Raw genomic sequence first — 17,533 nt, 5'->3', positions numbered from 1 at the left:
ATGACAAAGACGACAAGAAATTTCGCCAAGCCCGCCATCGAACTGGTGCCGCCCTCGGTCCTGATACGGGCAGGTCGACGCCGCCTGAGGCTCACCTGGCGTCCTCGGCTGCGCCTGCCCAGCCTGTTGTCGGGCCTGTTGCGACGCTCGTTCAAACGGGTGCTGGCGCCGGCATTGAAGGTGTCGATCGCCACGGCCGCCGTGTGCGGCGCCTGGCAGATGCCGGCGTTGGCGGCGGCACCGGCGCCCGGTACGCTGCCGGCCGGCTGGAGCGTGGTCAACGGCAACGTCACCTTTACCCAGAACGGCAACACCCTGAACATCAACCAGCTCTCGCCGCAGGCGATTGCCAATTTCGTCTCGTTCTCGGTCGGTTCGGACGCCACCGTCAACGTCAACCAGCCCGGTTCGCTGGCGGCACTGCTGGCGCGCGTGACCGGCGGCGACATTTCGCAGATCTACGGCAAGCTGGCCGCACCCGGCACCGTGGTGCTTTACAACCCGAACGGCCTGGTGATCGGCCCGGGTGGCATGGTCGATGTGGGCCGCTTCATCGGCACCACGCTCAACATCAGCGACAGCGATTTCCTGGCTGGCAAGTTCAATTTCGCCAAGCAGGCGGTGGCCGGTGCGGTCGACAACCAGGGCACCATCCAGTCTGCCACCGGGGGCAGCGTCTACCTGGTCGGCAGCAGTGTCAGCAATAGCGGTGTCATCCGCAGTGCCGGCGGGCAGGTGATCCTGGGCGCCGGTGACACCGTTACCCTGGCCGACACCGCCACCCCCGGCGTGACGGTCAAGGTCACCGGCAGCGCCGGCAGCGTGACCAACCTGGGTACCATCACGGCCGATGCCGGCCGCATCGGCGTGGCTGCGGGCCTGATCAACAACAGTGGCGTCATCAGCGCATCGAGCGTGGTCAAGGAAGGCGGCCGCATCTTCCTGCGCGCCTCGCAGAACCTGACCACGAGTGCCGGCTCCAGCATTGCCGCCGATGGCACCAGCGGCGGCAATGTCACCCTGTACTCGGAAGGAGCGGCCTTCATCGACGGTGCGGTGTCGGCCACCGGTGCGACCGGCCACGGCGGCTTTGTCGAGACCTCCGGCCTGCAGCAGCTCGATGTGGTCAGGGCGCCTACGGTGGGTGCCGGCGGCACCTGGTATATCGATCCGTACAACCTGGAAGTGGTGGCCGGCAACAACGTCGCCAGCAACGTGACCAGCAGCGGCAACGTCATCACCTCCAACGGCGACACCTCGCAGATCAGCAACGGCACCATCAACCAGATGCTCGATGCCAACCAGAGCGTGGTGCTGGCCACTGGCGGCGACGGCACGGGCGGCAATATCGTGGTCAATGCCGATATCACCAACACCCATGGGCAGGGCACCACGCTGACCCTGCAGGCCGACGCCAACATCAGCATCAATGCCAACATCACCAGCAACGACAGCTTGCCGATGGGCCTGGTATTGACCACCAACTATCGCGACAAGAACAGCGGCACTTTCGGGGTGCAGATCGCTCAGGACGTCACCGTGCGCACCGGCGGCGACGTGCTGGTCAACCAGGGTTCCACCGGCCATGGAAACGGCGCCCTCGGCCTGGGCAACAATGCCACCCTCGATATCGGCGGTGGCAGCCTGCGCGCGGGGCAGATCGAGCTTTCAAGCTATGCCAACCTGACCCTGGGCAGCGGCAGCTCGCTGGTTGCCACCGGCCTTGCCACCCTGGCCGAGGCCAATGTGAATGCCGAGGGTGCGGCCCTGTTCCAGCTTGGAAACCTCACCAATGTGGGCAATGTGACGCTGCTCGGTGTAAACAATGCGACCGTCAACAATGTCGACAACCAGGGCAACCTGAGCTTGCGCGACACCAATTTCACGGTGAATACGGGTTTCGAGAACAACTATAACGGCACGCTCACTACCGGAGGGTCCAGCACCCTCGTGCTCAATGGCAACCTGACCAATCACGACGGCGCCAATGTCAGCTTCGGTGGCGCCGACCATAGCGCCGGTACCACCAACGTCACCGGCAGCGGCACGCTGGTGGCCGACGGCGGCTATGTGGTGGTGGCCGCCAACTACGGCTATTACGGCGAAGGAGGTCTCGGCGCCTACGGCGGTGACTACGCCCATACGCTCAACATGACCAATGCCGGCGGCCTGAAGCTGGTCGACAGCGGCGCCTTGCTCATCGACCGCGACGTGGCCACCGCGACATTGAACAAGCTGGTGGTACAGGCCGGCTCCATCGAGAGCAACGGCGGTGTGCTGGTCACCAGCGGCAACCTCAGCGTGTCCGGCAGCACCCTCGTCGACGGCAAGCTCGAAGTCAGCGGCGGCAATACGATCCTCGGTGGCAGCACCAACATTACCGGTTCCGGCTATGTGCGCATGACCGGCGGCAACCTGAGTGCAAACGGCACCGCCATCATCGACGGCAGTGTGTACATGTACGGCAGCTCCAACCTGACGCTCAACGCCAATACCACCGGCGGCGGATCCATCACCCTGTCCGGTAGCGATGACAGCCCGGGCGAGGGGTTCAGGTCACTGGTCGTGGCCACCCCCGACAGCCCGACCCTGGTGCTCAACAACGTCAGCTCGACCATCGGCGTCGATATCAGCAACGCCAGTATGCAGCTCAACGGCAGCGTGCGCCTTGCCAGCCTGTCGGTATCGGGTACGGCAACGGTCAACGGCGCTGCCGGTTCGCGCCTGAACGTGTCGGAATCGTTCTCGCAGAGCGGCGGCACCCTGACCCTGGCCGACGCCGCCTTGAGCAGCAGCAGCTGCGGCACGCTGTCGGTGGGTGACATCACCGCCAACAACCTGGTGATCGATTCGCAGTCCGGTGCCATCGACCAGCTGAGCGGTACCTCCCTGCACGTCAAGACGCAGCTGATCGCCTCTGCGGTCAACGGCATCGACCTGTCGGGTGGCTCGGACAACCAGATCGCCGCGTTCGCCGCCAATAACAGCGGCCAGGGCGATATCAAGTTGACCAACCGCCTCAACAGCACCGACACCAGCGCCGTGGTTCTCAACGGTATCAGCACCGCTACCGGCAACGTCAGCATCGACAACACCGGCGCCATGCAGACCGCGGCCATCGGCAGCAAGGCCGATTTCCTGGCGGGCCTGCCCACCTTCACCAGCAACACGGCGGCGGCCAAGCTGGCGCTGCTGGGGATCGACACCAGCGGCCAGGTCAAGACCGTCACGGGCAATGTCTCGCTGGCCACGCATAGTCCGCTGACCATCGGTTCGGGGGGCGTGAGTGCGGGTGGAAATATAGGCTTGACCGCGGGCGCGCCCAACGACCCCACCAGCAACCTGGCGATCAATGGGGTACTGTCAGGCGCCAACGTCAACCTGGTCGCGGGCAATAACATCAACGTCAATGCCAATGTGGTGGCCAGCGGCACCTACACGGTGTCGGCCACTGGCGCGCTGACCTATGCAGCAGGGGTGTCCTACGCGCAAGGCGGTGGCGCCGCGGTGATACCGAACCCGCAGCAGCCGACGCCTACACCGACGCCTACACCAACACCAACACCGACACAAGTTGCACCCACGTCGGCGCCGGCCACGTCGGCCACCGTCGTGCAAAGCCAGAGCCAGCAGGCGCAGAATCTGGCGAGCACGGTCAACATCACGCAAATCGGCAGTGGCACGAAAAGCGATGGCGACGTCCAGCAGGGCGGCGCCACCGCGCAGGGCGGCGGCGGCAGTTTCGGCGAAGAGGGCGCTACCACGGCGCCCAAGAAACTGCCGATGTGCACCTGAGGCCCGACATGTTCAACACCATCATCATCAATGGCAGCACCGGGCAGGCAATGAACTTTTCGAAACCACATCGCAGTAGCCATTTGTGGCGCCAACTGCTGCTGTGGACGCTGGCCCTGGCGCTGCTGGGCGCCAGCATGGCCGCGCACGCGCAGCAGGTAGTGGGCCAGGTCACCCATCTCTCGGGTGTGCTCAGCGTGCGTCACGCCGATGGCACGCGCAAGGTGCTGGGCCTGAAGTCGGCCATCCTGCAGGGCGACACGCTCATCACCGAACGCGAGACCTATACCCGCGTCAAGTTCGTCGACAATGCCGAGATCGTGCTGCGCCCGGGTAGCGAAGTGTCGGTGGACAAGTATGTCTATGACGAGAAGAAGCCCGAGAGCGACTCGGTCGCCATCGGCCTGGTCAAGGGCGGCTTGCGTGCGGTGACGGGGCTGGTCGGCAAGCGTAACCACGAGGCCGTCAACTTCAATACGCCTACCGCCACCATCGGTATTCGCGGCACCAATTTCGGCGCCATCTTCTGCCAGGCCGATTGCGGCGGCATTCCTACCGCCACCGGTGTCGCGCCGCCGCCGGGGCTGTATGTCGATGTCTCGAGCGGGGCGGTGCTGGTGTCCAACCAGGGTGGGCAGCAATTGTTCAACGCCGGGCAGTTCGGCTTTGTGCCCGGCATGAACCAGGCACCGATCATCGTGCCGCCAGCCAATGGCTTGCAGTTCACGATGCCGCCGAGCATCAGCCAGAACAACAGCAACGGCAGCAATGGCGTGGCCAAGGGCGCGCCGGTGTGCGTGGTCCAGTAAGGTGAAAGACGCCCCGGATGCGGGGCGTCAGAATTGCAGGACGGTGCCGGGCGCGAGCATGCGCGGTTGATGCGCACCGGCCCCGGTCGCGATCTCCTGGGTAATCTGCGCCAGCTGGCTGGGTTTGGCATGGGTCACCAGCACTTCAGGGCGGCTGTGCAGCTTTTCCAGTTCGGCATGCAGCAGGCTGGGGCACAGATGCTTCGACAACAGCGCCAGGTCGCGCTCGCAGTCGGCGAAGGCAGCCTCGATGATCAGGTAGCGCAGGTCATCGATGGCGTTGACCGCTTCCCACAGCGGCTCGCAAGTGGTGGTGTCGCCGCTGAAGGCAAGCGAAGCCCCGCTATCGTGGTCGTGCAGGTGGTAACCGACCGCTGGCACCGTGTGCATCGCCGGCAGCGGCGTGATGCTGCGCTGGCCCAGTTGCACCGGCTGGCCCAGTTCGATCGTGGTAAAGCGCAGGAAAGGGGCCTGCGGCGTGGGGATCTGGCTGAAGTCGGGCCAGATGTGCCAGTTGAAGATGTGACGGCGAATGATTTCCAGTGTCTCGCCGGTGGCATGCACGGTGATGGGGGTGCGCCGCATGTCGCCCACGCTGTCGACCATCAGGGGCAGGCAGGCGATATGGTCCAGGTGCGCATGGGTGATGAAGACATGGTCGATCCCGGCCAGGCGCTGCAGCGGCAGGTCGCCCACGCCGGTGCCGGCGTCGACCAGGATATCGTCGTCGACCAGCAGCGAGGTAGTGCGCATGCCGTTTCCGCCGATACCGCCGCTGCAACCGAGAATTTCTACACGCATGTCAAAGCCATCGTTAATGTTGTAAGCCGTGCAAGCCCCTTGCGACGACTCTGGTTGCAGACCGGAAACCCCCGTCCCGACTGGATTTGCGAAAACTATGGCAAATCTTGCAACAGTGGTCGATGTTAATTTATTCGGGCCTCTAAATCAACGAAAAGAACCTGCTGTCCAGCCCCGGTGTTGCAGCCGGTGTCGCGGCCCGGCCAGGCATGTCATCGGGTTGTCAGGACAAGCCGCAGAATTGCAGGCGATTTCGGCCCAAGCTCGCGGTAAGCACGGCGCAGGCGCGGCCTTACAATCCGCAGGATGCCGTCAGAGCATCCTCGAAAACGCCACAACGCGCCAACGCGCCGCGAGGGCGCACCGCATGGTCGATAAACGATTGGCAATATGAACGCACCCGAATTCCCATCCACTAACGTGCCGGCCCAAGCCATGGACAAGCAGCGCGATATCTCGTACCGGCTGGACCAGCTCACCGAGCTGAGCCGGGCGCTCGGCAACAGCCGCGATATCCCGCGGCTGCTCGAGCGCATCCTGCTCACCGCCAAGGACATCACCCGCGCCGATGGCGGCACGCTGTATCGCATCGACGACAGCGACCACAGCCTGATGTTCTACATCTCGATCAACGATACCCTGCGCATGCACCAGGGCGGCACCAGCGCCGAGCCGATCTCGATTCCCAACATCGCGCTGACGCTGCCCGACGGCCAGCCCAACCTGTCGGCGGTGGCCGCCTATGCGGCCAATACCCGCAAGTCGGTCAATATCGCCGATGTCTACCAGGCCACCGACTTCAACTTCAACGGCATGCGCCTGTTCGACGAGAAGTACGGCTACCAGTCGAAGTCGTTCCTGACCGTACCGATGCAGGACCACGAGGGTGAACTGGTCGGTGTGTTGCAGCTGGTCAATGCCATCGACCCGGTGACCGGCGAGGCCGAGCCGTTTTCCGAGACCGACCGGCATTTCATCGAGGCGCTGGCCTCGCAGGCGGCCATCGCCATGGCCAACCAGCAACTGATCCTGCGCCTGGAAAGCCTGTTCGAAGGCCTGATCAAGCTCATCAACGTGGGCATCGGCGAAAAATCGCCGCACACCGGCCGCCATTGCGAGCATGTGCCGGAGCTGGCGATGATGATCGCCGAGGCGGTGCACGACACGACCGAGGGACCGCTGGCCGGTTTCCGCATGACCGAGGCCGATCGCCGCGAGCTGTGGGTGGCCGGCCTGCTGCACGACTGCGGCAAGATCGGCACCCCCACCCATATCGTCGAGAAAGCGACCAAGATGGAAACCATCTTCGATCGCATCCATCTCATCGACACCCGTTTCGAGGTCATCAAGCGCGACGCCGAGATCCGCGTGCTGCACGAAAAGCTTGCGCTGGGCCCGGCCCTGACCCCGCAGCACGGTGCCGAGCTCGATGCCCGGCTGCAGGCCGAGCTGGCCCAGCTCGACGATGAACGTGATTTCCTGCGGCGAAGCAATTTCGGCACCGAAGGCATGCGCGCCGAGGACCAGCAACGCGTGCTCGATATTGCCGCGCGTCACTGGCGCGGACCCGACGGCCAGTTGCGACCGCTGCTGGACGAGGAAGAAGCGGGCAACCTGCGCATCCGTGCCGGCACGCTCAATGACGCCGAGCGCCAGATCATCAACAACCATATCGTGGTGACGATCAAGATGCTCGAATCCCTCCCCTGGCCCAAGCAGTTGCGCAACGTCACCGAATATGCCGGCGGCCACCACGAGCGGGTCGACGGCAAGGGGTATCCACGCGGCCTGACGCGCGAGCAGATGTCGGTGCCGGCGCGCATCATGGCGGTGGCCGACATCTTCGAGGCGGTCACCGCCGCCGACCGCCCCTACAAGCGCGGCAATACGCTCAACGAAGCCATCGATATCCTGTCCGGCTTCAAGGCGCGCAACCATATCGACCCCGATGTCTTCGATATCTTCATCCGCAACAAGGTCTACCAGCGCTATGCGGAGCAGTTCATGCACGCCAGCCAGATCGACGAGGTCGACCTGTCGAAGATTTCCGGGGCGGCATGAGGGTGGCGGGTGGAATCGTTCGCATCTGGGTTATGCTGCCGGGTGATCGGCGCGGTCGGTGACCCGGCTGCGCCCCTTGCATCCATGCGTATCGAGGAACCGTATTGTCCCAGGCAGTAATCGCTCCCGCTTCTCCTGCTGCTCGCGCCGGTAAAAAGCGCTCGAGCTTCATCGGCCGCCACTGGCGCGGCGACTATTCGCTCGGCCGTTCCTACTGGTTGCATACGGTGCTGCTGTCGTCGCTGTTGCCGGCATTCGCCATTTCGGTGCTGGCGCGGCTGACCAACGATATGCCGGCGCGCTACGGCGTCGGTGGGGTGTTGGTCATCGCCGGCTTCAGTTACGTGGCCTGGACCTGGGGCGTGCGCGGCTGCTGGATGTCGGCCAGCCGCCATGTGGCGCGTGGCGGGCGACGCTGGGCCGAAGTGGCGGTCAAGTTCCTGATCGTCTGCGGCGCCATCAGCGTGGTATCGAGCAGCTGGAACGCACGCCACTCGCTGCGCCAGCAGTTCGATATCGCGCGCGGCAGGCAACTGGGCCCACCGGTCAGTTACCAGTTGCGGGTCGATGGCAGGTCGGTGCTGCTGCAGGGAGGCATGAACGACGGCGCCGCCGAGGGCCTGGAGGCGCTGTTGCAGCGCTCGCCCCAGGTGCGCACGGTGGTGTTGTATTCGGCCGGGGGCTGGGTGCGCGAGGGCAAGCTGGTGGGTGAAGTGATCCGGCGCCGCGGGCTCGACACCTATGTCGAGCAGGAATGTTCGTCTTCCTGCACCCTGGCCTTCCTGGCCGGGCGCGAGCGCGCCATCGACCCGCGCGCCCACATCGGCTTTCACACGCTCTATACGGTGGGGGGCGACGATCGCATCAACAAGGGCTTCGACCGCAAGCTGACCCTCGACACCTACCGCAAGTTCGGCCTGCCGCGCGAGTTCATCGAACACATCGCCAACACGCCGCCGCGCGATAGCTGGTATCCCGAACTGGGGCAACTGCTGCAGGCCGGCGTGGTCACGCGCCTGAGCAACGGCGGCGAGACGGCGCGCCTGGCCACCATCGCCACCACCCGCGGCATCCTCGAGCACGAATTCACCCGCACCGCCCTGTTCGACATCATGGCGCGCTACCACCCGCAGGACTTCGCGCGCCTGATCGACCTGGCCTGGGCCCGGGTGCAGGCGCATGCGTCCGATGCCGAGATCACGGCGGTCGGGCGCGAGCAGGTCGGCCTGCTCAGCCGCAAGCTGTTGCCGATCGCGTCGGACCAATCGTTGCAGGAGTTCCAGCAGCTGCTGCTGGACCAGGCCGTGGCGCTGCGCGGCATCAGTGCCACCGCTTGCACCGAACTGATCTACCCCCGTTCGCGCAGCGATGCGGTGGCCGGCCGCGAAGCGCCGCAGGCCGCGCTGTCGCCCGAATTCGCCAACCGCGAGCTGGCCATGACGCAACATCTCATGCGCGACGCCAACGGCGCCAACGCCGTGCGCTTCTCGCTGGCCGAGCGCACCCGCGTGATCCGCCGTGCGCTGGCACCGCTGACGCAGGACCAGCTCAAGCTGCTGTCGTCGCCGCAGCGCCGCCAGGCCGACCCCGGCGCCACCTGCGATGCCTCGATCGCCTATCTGCGCGCGGTCACCGACTTGCCGGCCGACGAACGACGCATCGCCCTGCGGGTCATCTACTCGCGCGACTGACCCGGATCGCAGGCGCCGGCCGGTGTAGAATCGCGGCTTTCCCCGACCTCCCGGTCGCCGCCTTGCCGCCTGCCTGCCATGACCCAACTCGATTCCTCTTCCAGCGTGACCCTTCCCGTGTCGCGTGCCAGCCTGCTCAGGCGCGAAACGCTGGCCGGCCTGACGACCTCGTTCGCACTGGTGCCGGAGTGCATCGCCTTCGCGCTGGTGGCGCAACTGAACCCGCTCATGGGGCTGTATGGTGCCTTCTTCATCTGCACCATCACCGCGTTGTTCGGCGGGCGGCCCGGCATGATCTCGGGCGCGGCCGGCTCGATGGCGGTGGTGATCGTGGCGCTGGTCGTGCAGCACGGTGCCCAGTATTTCCTGCTCACGGTGCTGCTGTCGGGGCTGGTGATGCTGCTGTTTGGCGCATTGCGCTTGGGCAAGCTGGTGCGCATGGTGCCGCATCCGGTGATGCTGGGCTTCGTCAATGGCCTGGCCATCGTCATCGCCTGGGCCCAGCTGGAACATTTCAGGCACGATAGCGGAGCCGGCCCGCAGTGGCTGCAAGGCACGCAGCTGGCGATCATGATCGGACTGACGCTGGTCACCATGCTCATTACCTGGTTGCTGCCGCGCGTGACGCGCGCGCTGCCGCCGGCGCTGGTGGCCATCGTCGGCGTCGGACTGGTGACGCAGTTGCTGGACGTGCCCACGCCGACCCTGGGCGACATGGCCAGGATCGCCGGCGGCCTGCCGCTGTTTCATTTTCCCGAGGTGCCGCTGACGCTGGAGACGCTGCGCATCGTGGCGCCCTATGCGGTGCTGATGGCCATCGTCGGTTTGCTCGAGACGCTGTTGACCTTCAACCTGACCGATGAAATCACCGCTTCGCGTGGCCAGCCCAATCGCGAATGCCTGGCGCTGGGTGCGGCCAATATCGCATCGGGCCTGTTCGGCGGCATGGGCGGCTGCGCCATGATCGGGCAGACCATGATCAATCTCGGCTCGGGCGGGCGTTCGCGCATCTCGGGTGTGGTGGCCGGGGTGATGATCCTGCTGTTCATCCTGTTCCTGTCGCCGGCCATCGAGCGCATTCCGCTGGCCGCGCTGGCCGGCGTCATGTTCGTGGTGGCCCAGGAAACCTTCGCCTGGGGCTCGCTGCGGGTGCTGGGCAAGGTCCCCAGGAGCGACGCCATCGTGATCGTCGCCGTGACCATCATCACCGTGTTGACCGACCTGGCCGTGGCGGTGCTGTGCGGTATCGTGATCGCGGCCCTCAACTTTGCCTGGCAGCACGCGCGCGAGGTGCGTGCCGACATCGTCGACGCCGCGGGCATCCGCACCTATGTGCCGCACGGCACCCTGTTCTTCGCCTCGGTGGCGCACTTCCTGGAACTGTTCGACATCGACCACGCGACGGACACCGTGGTGCTGGATTGTCGCCACCTGCGCCTGGCCGATCATTCGGCCATTGCTGCGCTCGAGACGCTGCGTCAACGTTATGTCCGGGCCGGAAGGCAACTTCGTATCGAGGGCCTGTCAGCGCGTTGCCAACAGCTTTTGCGCCGCGCCGACGCGCATCACTGATCAATAACCGCCCGCACACCGGCGTCCTTGCCCGCAGCGATAGGCGCCAGCGCCTGTCCTCGATGCTGCATTGGCTGCCGCGTAAGTGTTTCTCCCCGTGTCGCTTTGAGACAAATCCGATTGGGCAGTGCCCCCCCGGGTTGGTAGACTATCGTTGTCATCAAGTCGCTGGGATATGGAGCAGCAACAGCAACCGGCCGTCAAAACGGTAAGGGCATTGCGAGGGGGCGTTGCCTAGATGACCCGGTTGCCCGCGTGGCACGCAGTAGCATATCCAATCCTCGCTGGTGCTTGCCTTGCCGGACCGCAGTCTGGTACCGCAGCGCAATTAGTCCAAAACCTTTGCTGTGTTGTCACCCCTTACATTCGGGAAGAGCGAGCGATGAAATCGTGGTTGATGGTCCTCATGGTGTTATTTTTCGGCCAGGCAGGCAGTGCGTGGGCGACATGTCGTGCAGGCGCAGTCGATGCGCGATTCGGTTCTGCTCAAATTAGCGCCGACGCGCCCGTCGGCACCGAGGTTGGAAACACCACAGTGACGGTGACCTACACCTGCGATAGCGCTACGTTGACAGCCGGGAACAAGACCAACGATGTGGTGTTCCAGCTCAAGCCCACCGGCGCGTTCACGGCAATCGATTTCGTCTATCCTACCGGCGTGGCGGGGATAGGCGTGCGTCTGAGCGAACAGTCGACCGGGCTGTTTGTCGTCAAGCCCGGCCGGGATCGCGTGTCCACCGCGGTCAACAGTTTTTGCTGGCGCCGGATGTCAGGCGGCTACGACGACGAGGGGTGTGGCAAACTGCCTGCCGGTTATTGCCAATTAGGCTCCAACGGCGGGCAATGCAGCATCAGTTTCCGCGCCAGCCTGGTCAAGCTGGGCGCGTTCACCGCAGGCAGGCTGGACTCCAAATACGGGAACATCGAATATTATTCACCGGGCGTCTCCGGCGGGAGTCTTCTCGCCGAGATGAGGATCAGCGGGACCGTGGCGGTGCGCGCCAGTTGCACGATTCGCGACATGTACGTCGATCTTGGCAAGGTTGGCCTGAACAGCCTGCCAGGTACCGGTGCGATCCCTGCCAAGCAATTCGATGTGACGGTGACCGGTTGCGCGCCGAATCAATCGATCACCATGAGCTTTTCCACGCTCAGGCAATCAGGCACGGTCTGCCAAGGCCTCATGTCCAACGGCGCGGGCGGCACTGCAACCGGAGTGGGGATCAAGATTACCCATGGCGATGGTACGACGCTGTGCTGGGGCGAGACCTTGTCTTACCCGGGGCGGCCTGACGGCATTGTCAAGGTGCCTTTGCGGGCCGCCATGACGCGCCTGACATCCAATCCCCAGCCTGGGACGGTGGTCGGCACGATGACGGTACAGGTAAGTTACCTGTAGCTGTCAAAAAAAAAGCCCGCCGTCAGGCGGGCAAGTACCACGGGAATTCATCACGGCACGGGTCGTTACAGGCCCAGGTAATCCATCTTGCCCAGCTTGACCCCCTTGTGACGCAGGATGTCGTAGGCGGTCACCACGTGAAAGCTGAAGTTGGGCAGGCCGAAGCGGGTCAGGTAGTCGAGCCCGCGCATGCTCTGCTCCTCGCCGCGCAACATCATCTTGACCTGGCGCTCCTGCTGGCCATCGATGGCATCGGCCGGGATCGCCTCCAGGAACACGATGGTCTTGTTGATGCGCGCCTGCAATTGGTCGAAGCTGGTCTCGTCGTCGGAGAAGTTGGGCGCGGCCAGCCCCGACAGGCGGCTGGCGGTGGCCTTGGCGGTATCGCTGGCGCGCTGCACCTGGGCCGTCAATGGATACATGTCGTCGAACAGCCGTGCCGACAGCAGCACATGGTGTTCGAGCTGCTGCTGGTCGGCGTGCTGCTGTGCGCGGTCCAGCAGGCCGGACAGGTTCTGCAGGCCCTTGATGAGCAATGGGATACTGATTTGATGCAGGGTGATGGACATGGTGTTCTCGTTGTCAGCTGATGGAAGATTGCCGTCGTCCCGACCCGGTCGGGATGACGGCCTGTTGCCTGGGCCTACCGGGCGCTGTCGGCCTGCGACAGCCGGGTGTCGGGCACCGGTGCCGGGTTCGGTGCCGGTCCCCAGCCGCCACCCAGGGCGCGGATCAGGTTGACCGTGGAACGCGCCCGTTCGCCGTCGAGCTGTACCGATACGCGTTGCTGTTGCAGTACCGTGCGGTCGGCATCGATCACGCCAAAATAACTCACCGACCCTTCGCGATATTGCACATGCGACAGCTTGGCCGCGCGCGACGAGGCCGCCACGGCTTCGTCCTGGGCGCGGTTCTGGTCGCCCAGGATGCGCAGGTTGGCCAGGTTGTCCTCGACTTCACGGAAGGCGTTCAAGACCGTGCCGCGATAGGTCGCCACCTGCTCTTCATAGCTGGCGCGGGCGCGATCGACGCCGGCCTGGCGCCGGCCGCCATCGAACAGCGGCATGCTCAGCGCCGTGCCCACCAGCGGACCCAGCAGGAAAGTGCGGCTGGACCAGTTGAACAGGTCACCCAGCTGGGCCGACTCGTAACCCAGTCCACCGGTCAGGTTCAGGCTGGGAAAGAAGGCCGACCTGGCCACGCCCACGCGGGCGTTGGCTGCCGCCATTGCGCGCTCGGCGGCGGCGATGTCGGGACGGCGCTCCAGCAGCGCCGAGGGCAGGCCGGCCGGGACGTCGATGGTGATGCGCGAGAGCGGGCGCGCCGGCAGCGAGAACTCCGCCGGCGTACTGCCCAGCAGGATCGCCAACGCATGTTCGGCCGTGGCGCGCTGGCGGGCGATGCCGAGTGCTTCCGATTGTGCCGAGGCCAGTTCGGACCGGGCGCGAGCCACATCGACTTCGCTGATGTCGCCTTCGTCGAAACGGCGCTGCACCAGCTTCAACGACTGCCCCCGCAACTCCACCGTGCCGCGATACAGTTCCAGCGCGGCGTCGAGTTCGCGCACCTGGAAGTACTGCTGGGCAACGTCGGCTTGCAAGGCCAGTAACACCGAGTGGAACAAGGCTTCGCTGCGCTGGGCATCGGCGGTGGCGGCGTCGACATTGGCGGCGACGCGACCGAACAGGTCGACTTCGTACGACACGCCCAGTTGGGCGCGGTACAGCGTCGAGGGCCGGGTGTCGGCATCGGCCGCCAGGCCCTGCGAGGCCGGCGACGGCCGCTGGCGGGTGGCGCCCAGGCCGGCGTCGACCTGTGGCAGGTAGGCCGAACGGGCGTCGCGGGTCAGGGCCCGCGCCTGGCCCAGGCGGGCGGCGGCTGCCTTGAGGTCGAAGTTGGCCTGCTGGGCCCGCTCCTGCAGGGCGTCGAGGCTGTCATCGCCGAAGATCTTCCACCATTGGCCGCGGGTGATGTCTTCGGCCGGCTGGGCCGTCTTCCACTGGCTGCCGTCCTGGCCCGGCGCGGCTTCCTTGAAGGCCGCCGGGGTGTCGACCGAGGGGCGTTCGTAGGTCGGCGTCACCGAGCAGCCGGCCAGCGCCAGCAGCGCCGCCAGCAGTACCGAGCTGATGCGCACCGGGCGCAGCAGGGTATTGATCGTAAGTGCGTTCATTTTTCTTGGCTCCAATTAATGCGTGCTGACTTGCGGGCCGGACAGCGGGGCTTCGTGATGCGAAGCCGAGTGCAACTTGCGGCGATTGATGGTGCGCAGCAGGACGTAGAACACCGGTGTCAGGAACAGCCCGAACAGGGTCACGCCGAGCATGCCGAAGAACACCGCGATACCCATCGCATAGCGCATTTCCGAACCGGCGCCGGTCGATGTCACCAGCGGGATCACACCCATGATGAAGGCGATCGAGGTCATCAGGATCGGACGCAGGCGCAAGCGGCTCGATTCGATGGCTGCCTGCACGGCCGACCGGCCCTGCATTTCCAGTTCGCGTGCGAATTCCACGATCAGGATGGCGTTCTTGGCCGACAGCCCCACCAGTACCATCAAGCCGATCTGGGTGAAGATGTTGTTGTCGCCCTTGGTCAGCCATACACCGGTCAGTGCCGCCAGGATGCTCATGGGCACGATCAGGATCACCGCCAGCGGCAGGGTCAGGCTTTCGTACAGCGCGGCCAGTACCAGGAACACCAGCAGCACGCTGATCGGGAACACCCATATACCGGCATTGCCCGCGAGGATCTTCTGGTAGGTCAGGTCGGTCCACTCGAACTTCACGCCACGCGGCAGGGTAGCGGCAGCCACCCGTTCGGCGGCGGCCTGCGCCTGGTCCGACGAATAACCGGGGGCGGGGCCACCGTTGATGTCGGCAGCGGTATAGCCGTTGTAGCGCACCACCATTTCAGGACCGAAGGTCTGCTTGACCTTGACCACCGACGACAACGGCACCATCTCGCCGGCCTCGTTGCGGGTCTTCAACTGCAGGATGTCCTCGGCCCTGGCGCGGAAGGGCGCGTCGGCCTGGGCTCGGACCTGGTAGACCCGGCCGAAGCGGTTGAAGTCGTTCACGTAGAGCGAGCCCAGGTAGATCTGCATGGTGTTGAATACGTCCGTCACCGGAATGCCCAGCTGCTTGGCCTTGACCCGGTCCAGGTCGACGTCGAGTTGCGGCACGTTGATCTGGTAGCTGGAGAACATCGGACCCAGCGCCGGTTCCTTGGCGGCGGCCTTCATGAACTGCTGCGCCGCCTTGTCCAGTTCGGCGTAGCCCACCGCATCGCGGTCCTCGATCTGCATCTTGAAGCCGCCCAGCGTGCCCAGGCCCATCACCGGTGGCGGCGGGAACACGGCAGTGAAGGCTTCCTTGATGCCACCGAACTTCTTGTTGAGCGAGCCGGCAATGGCGTTGCCCGACAATTCCTTGCTGCGGCGCTCTTCGAACGGCTTGAGGCCGACGAAGACGATACCGGCCGAGGAGCTGTTGGTGAAACCGTTGATCGACAGGCCGGGGAAGGCGATGGCGCTATCGACGCCCGGTTCCTTGAGCATGATCTCGCTCATCTTGCGCATCACGTCTTCGCTGCGGTCGATGGAGGCGCCGTTGGGCAATTGGGCGAAGGCCACCAGGTATTGCTTGTCCTGGCCGGGTACGAAGCCGCCCGGCACCAGGTACGAGATACCCAGGGTCGCCGCCAGCAGCACCACATACACCGCCATGGTCGATCCCTTGCGCTTGATGACGCCGGTGACGCCGCGGCCGTAGCTGTCCGAGGCGCGGTTGAAGAAGCGGTTGAAGCGCACGAAGAAGCCGCCCAGGAAGCGATCCATCACCCGCGTGAGCCAGTCCGGTTTCTCGCCATGGCCCTTGAGCAGCATGGCCGCCAGCGCCGGCGACAGGGTCAGCGAGTTGAAGGCCGAGATCACCGTCGAGATGGCGATGGTCATGGCGAACTGCTTGTAGAACTGGCCGGTCAGGCCGGTCATGAAGGCCAGCGGCACGAACACCGCTACCAGTGTGAGGGCGATGGCGATGATCGGGCCCGACACTTCCTGCATGGCGCGATAGGTGGCGTCGCGCGGCGACAGCCCGGCGCCGATGTTGCGTTCGACGTTCTCGACCACCACGATGGCATCATCGACCACGATACCGATGGCCAGCACCATGCCGAACAGCGACAGGGCGTTGATGGTGTAGCCGAAACCGAGCATCAGCGAGAAGGTACCGATGATCGATACCGGCACCGCCAGCAGCGGGATGATCGAGGCGCGCCAGGTCTGCAGGAACACGATCACCACGATCACCACCAGCAGGATCGCTTCGAGCAGCGTATGGACCACCGCCTCGATGGAGGCGCGCACGAACTGGGTGGGGTCGTACACGATGCGATACTCGACCGAGGACGGGAAGTCGGCCGACAGTTCCTTCATCGCCGCCCGTACCTGGGTGGACACGTCCAGTGCGTTCGAACCGGGTGCCTGGAAGATCGGGATCGCCACTGCCGGCTTGTTGTCCAGCAGCGAGCGCAATCCATATTCCGACGCCGCCAGCTCGACCCGGGCCACGTCACCCAGGCGCGTGACGGCGCCGTTGGGCGAACCCTTGAGGATGATGTCGCGGAAGTCGGCCTCGGTCTTGAGGCGACCCTGGGCGTTGACCGACAGCTGCACGGGCACATCGGGCGAGCTGGGCGAGGCGCCGATCACACCGGCGGCGACCTGCACGTTCTGTTCGCGAATCGAGCGCACCACGTCGGTGGCGGTCAGGCCACGCTGTGCCACCTTGTTGGGATCGAGCCAGACACGCATGGCGTAGTTGCCCGAGCCGAACATGCCCACTTCACCCACGCCCTGGATGCGGGCCAGGCGATCCTTGACGTTGAGCACCGCGTAGTTGCGCAGGTAGGTGGTGTCGTAGCGGTTGTCGGGCGAGATCAGGTGCACCACCATGGTCAGCGTGGGCGAACTCTTGATGGTGGTCACGCCCAGGCGCTGCACGTCCTCGGGCAGGCGCGGCAGCGCTTGCGATACCCGGTTCTGCACCAGCTGCTGGGCCTTGTCGGGATCGACCCCAAGGCGGAAGTTGACGGTGATGGTGAGATTGCCGTCGCTGTTGGCCTGCGACTGCATGTAGAGCATGTTCTCGACGCCGTTGATCTGCTCTTCCAGCGGCGAGGCCACGGTTTCGGCGATCACCTTGGGGTTGGCGCCCGGATACTGCGCGCGCACCACCACCGACGGTGGCACCACTTCCGGGTATTCCGAGATCGGCAGCTGCAGCATCGCCAGCACCCCGCCCAGCAACAGCAGTACCGACAGCACACCGGCGAAGATCGGGCGGTCGATAAAGAATTTTGAAATGTTCATTTGAAGGTTCCTCCAGCGCCGCAGGCAGCGC

10 protein-coding genes are annotated in these 17,533 nt (G+C 64.9%); 6 read left to right on the top strand and 4 right to left on the bottom strand.

The features are described 5' to 3' along the window. Entirely contained in the window at positions 1 to 3,795 is a 3,795-nt protein-coding gene (locus PMI40_RS21410; protein ID WP_008119812.1) for a filamentous hemagglutinin N-terminal domain-containing protein, read from the top strand. A gap of 8 nt (positions 3,796 to 3,803) precedes the next feature. Then, positions 3,804 to 4,604, top strand: a complete 801-nt coding sequence (locus tag PMI40_RS21405; protein ID WP_008119809.1) for a FecR domain-containing protein — start codon at positions 3,804 to 3,806, stop codon at positions 4,602 to 4,604. A 27-nt stretch (positions 4,605 to 4,631) separates the two neighbouring features. Here the strand turns inward: PMI40_RS21405 and PMI40_RS21400 are convergent, their stop codons facing one another. Next, positions 4,632 to 5,405: a 3',5'-cyclic-nucleotide phosphodiesterase gene (locus tag PMI40_RS21400; protein ID WP_008119807.1), complete on the bottom strand. Its 774-nt coding sequence runs from the start codon at positions 5,403 to 5,405 to the stop codon at positions 4,632 to 4,634. 390 nt (positions 5,406 to 5,795) lie between these two features. Here PMI40_RS21400 and PMI40_RS21395 point away from each other — a divergent pair, with 390 nt between their 5' ends. From PMI40_RS21395 to PMI40_RS21380, 4 genes are all read left to right on the top strand, one after another. Continuing rightward, the gene (locus tag PMI40_RS21395) at positions 5,796 to 7,466 is read left to right on the top strand and encodes an HD family phosphohydrolase (RefSeq protein WP_238540996.1); all 1,671 of its coding nucleotides are present in this window, start codon (positions 5,796 to 5,798) and stop codon (positions 7,464 to 7,466) included. A gap of 104 nt (positions 7,467 to 7,570) precedes the next feature. Then, complete coding sequence (locus PMI40_RS21390; protein WP_008119803.1) at positions 7,571 to 9,157, top strand: hypothetical protein; 1,587 nt, start codon at positions 7,571 to 7,573, stop codon at positions 9,155 to 9,157. A gap of 78 nt (positions 9,158 to 9,235) precedes the next feature. Beyond that, on the top strand, positions 9,236 to 10,729 hold the full coding sequence (locus PMI40_RS21385; RefSeq protein ID WP_008119801.1) for a SulP family inorganic anion transporter: 1,494 nt from the start codon (positions 9,236 to 9,238) through the stop codon (positions 10,727 to 10,729). A gap of 382 nt (positions 10,730 to 11,111) precedes the next feature. Beyond that, positions 11,112 to 12,128 carry a fimbrial protein gene (locus PMI40_RS21380; protein WP_008119799.1) on the top strand — a complete coding sequence of 339 codons (1,017 nt, stop codon included), beginning with the start codon at positions 11,112 to 11,114 and terminating at the stop codon, positions 12,126 to 12,128. A 65-nt stretch (positions 12,129 to 12,193) separates the two neighbouring features. Here the strand turns inward: PMI40_RS21380 and PMI40_RS21375 are convergent, their stop codons facing one another. The 3 genes from PMI40_RS21375 to PMI40_RS21365 all read right to left on the bottom strand — a co-directional run bounded on the left by PMI40_RS21375 (position 12,194) and on the right by PMI40_RS21365 (position 17,502). Beyond that, a complete protein-coding gene (locus PMI40_RS21375; protein WP_008119797.1) occupies positions 12,194 to 12,697 on the bottom strand; it encodes a DUF1993 family protein in 504 nt (167 codons plus the stop codon). Positions 12,698 to 12,771: 74 nt separating this feature from the next. After that, a complete protein-coding gene (locus PMI40_RS21370) occupies positions 12,772 to 14,298 on the bottom strand; it encodes an efflux transporter outer membrane subunit (protein WP_008119796.1) in 1,527 nt (508 codons plus the stop codon). A 15-nt stretch (positions 14,299 to 14,313) separates the two neighbouring features. Next, entirely contained in the window at positions 14,314 to 17,502 is a 3,189-nt protein-coding gene (locus PMI40_RS21365) for an efflux RND transporter permease subunit (protein ID WP_008119794.1), read from the bottom strand. Positions 17,503 to 17,533: the final 31 nt, after the last annotated feature.

The sequence above is a fragment of the Herbaspirillum sp. YR522 genome, assembly GCF_000282575.1.
GTDB lineage: Bacteria > Pseudomonadota > Gammaproteobacteria > Burkholderiales > Burkholderiaceae_D > Herbaspirillum.
Note: the sequence above shows the minus strand (reverse complement) of the source record. Positions and strands in the feature narration are given on the sequence as shown.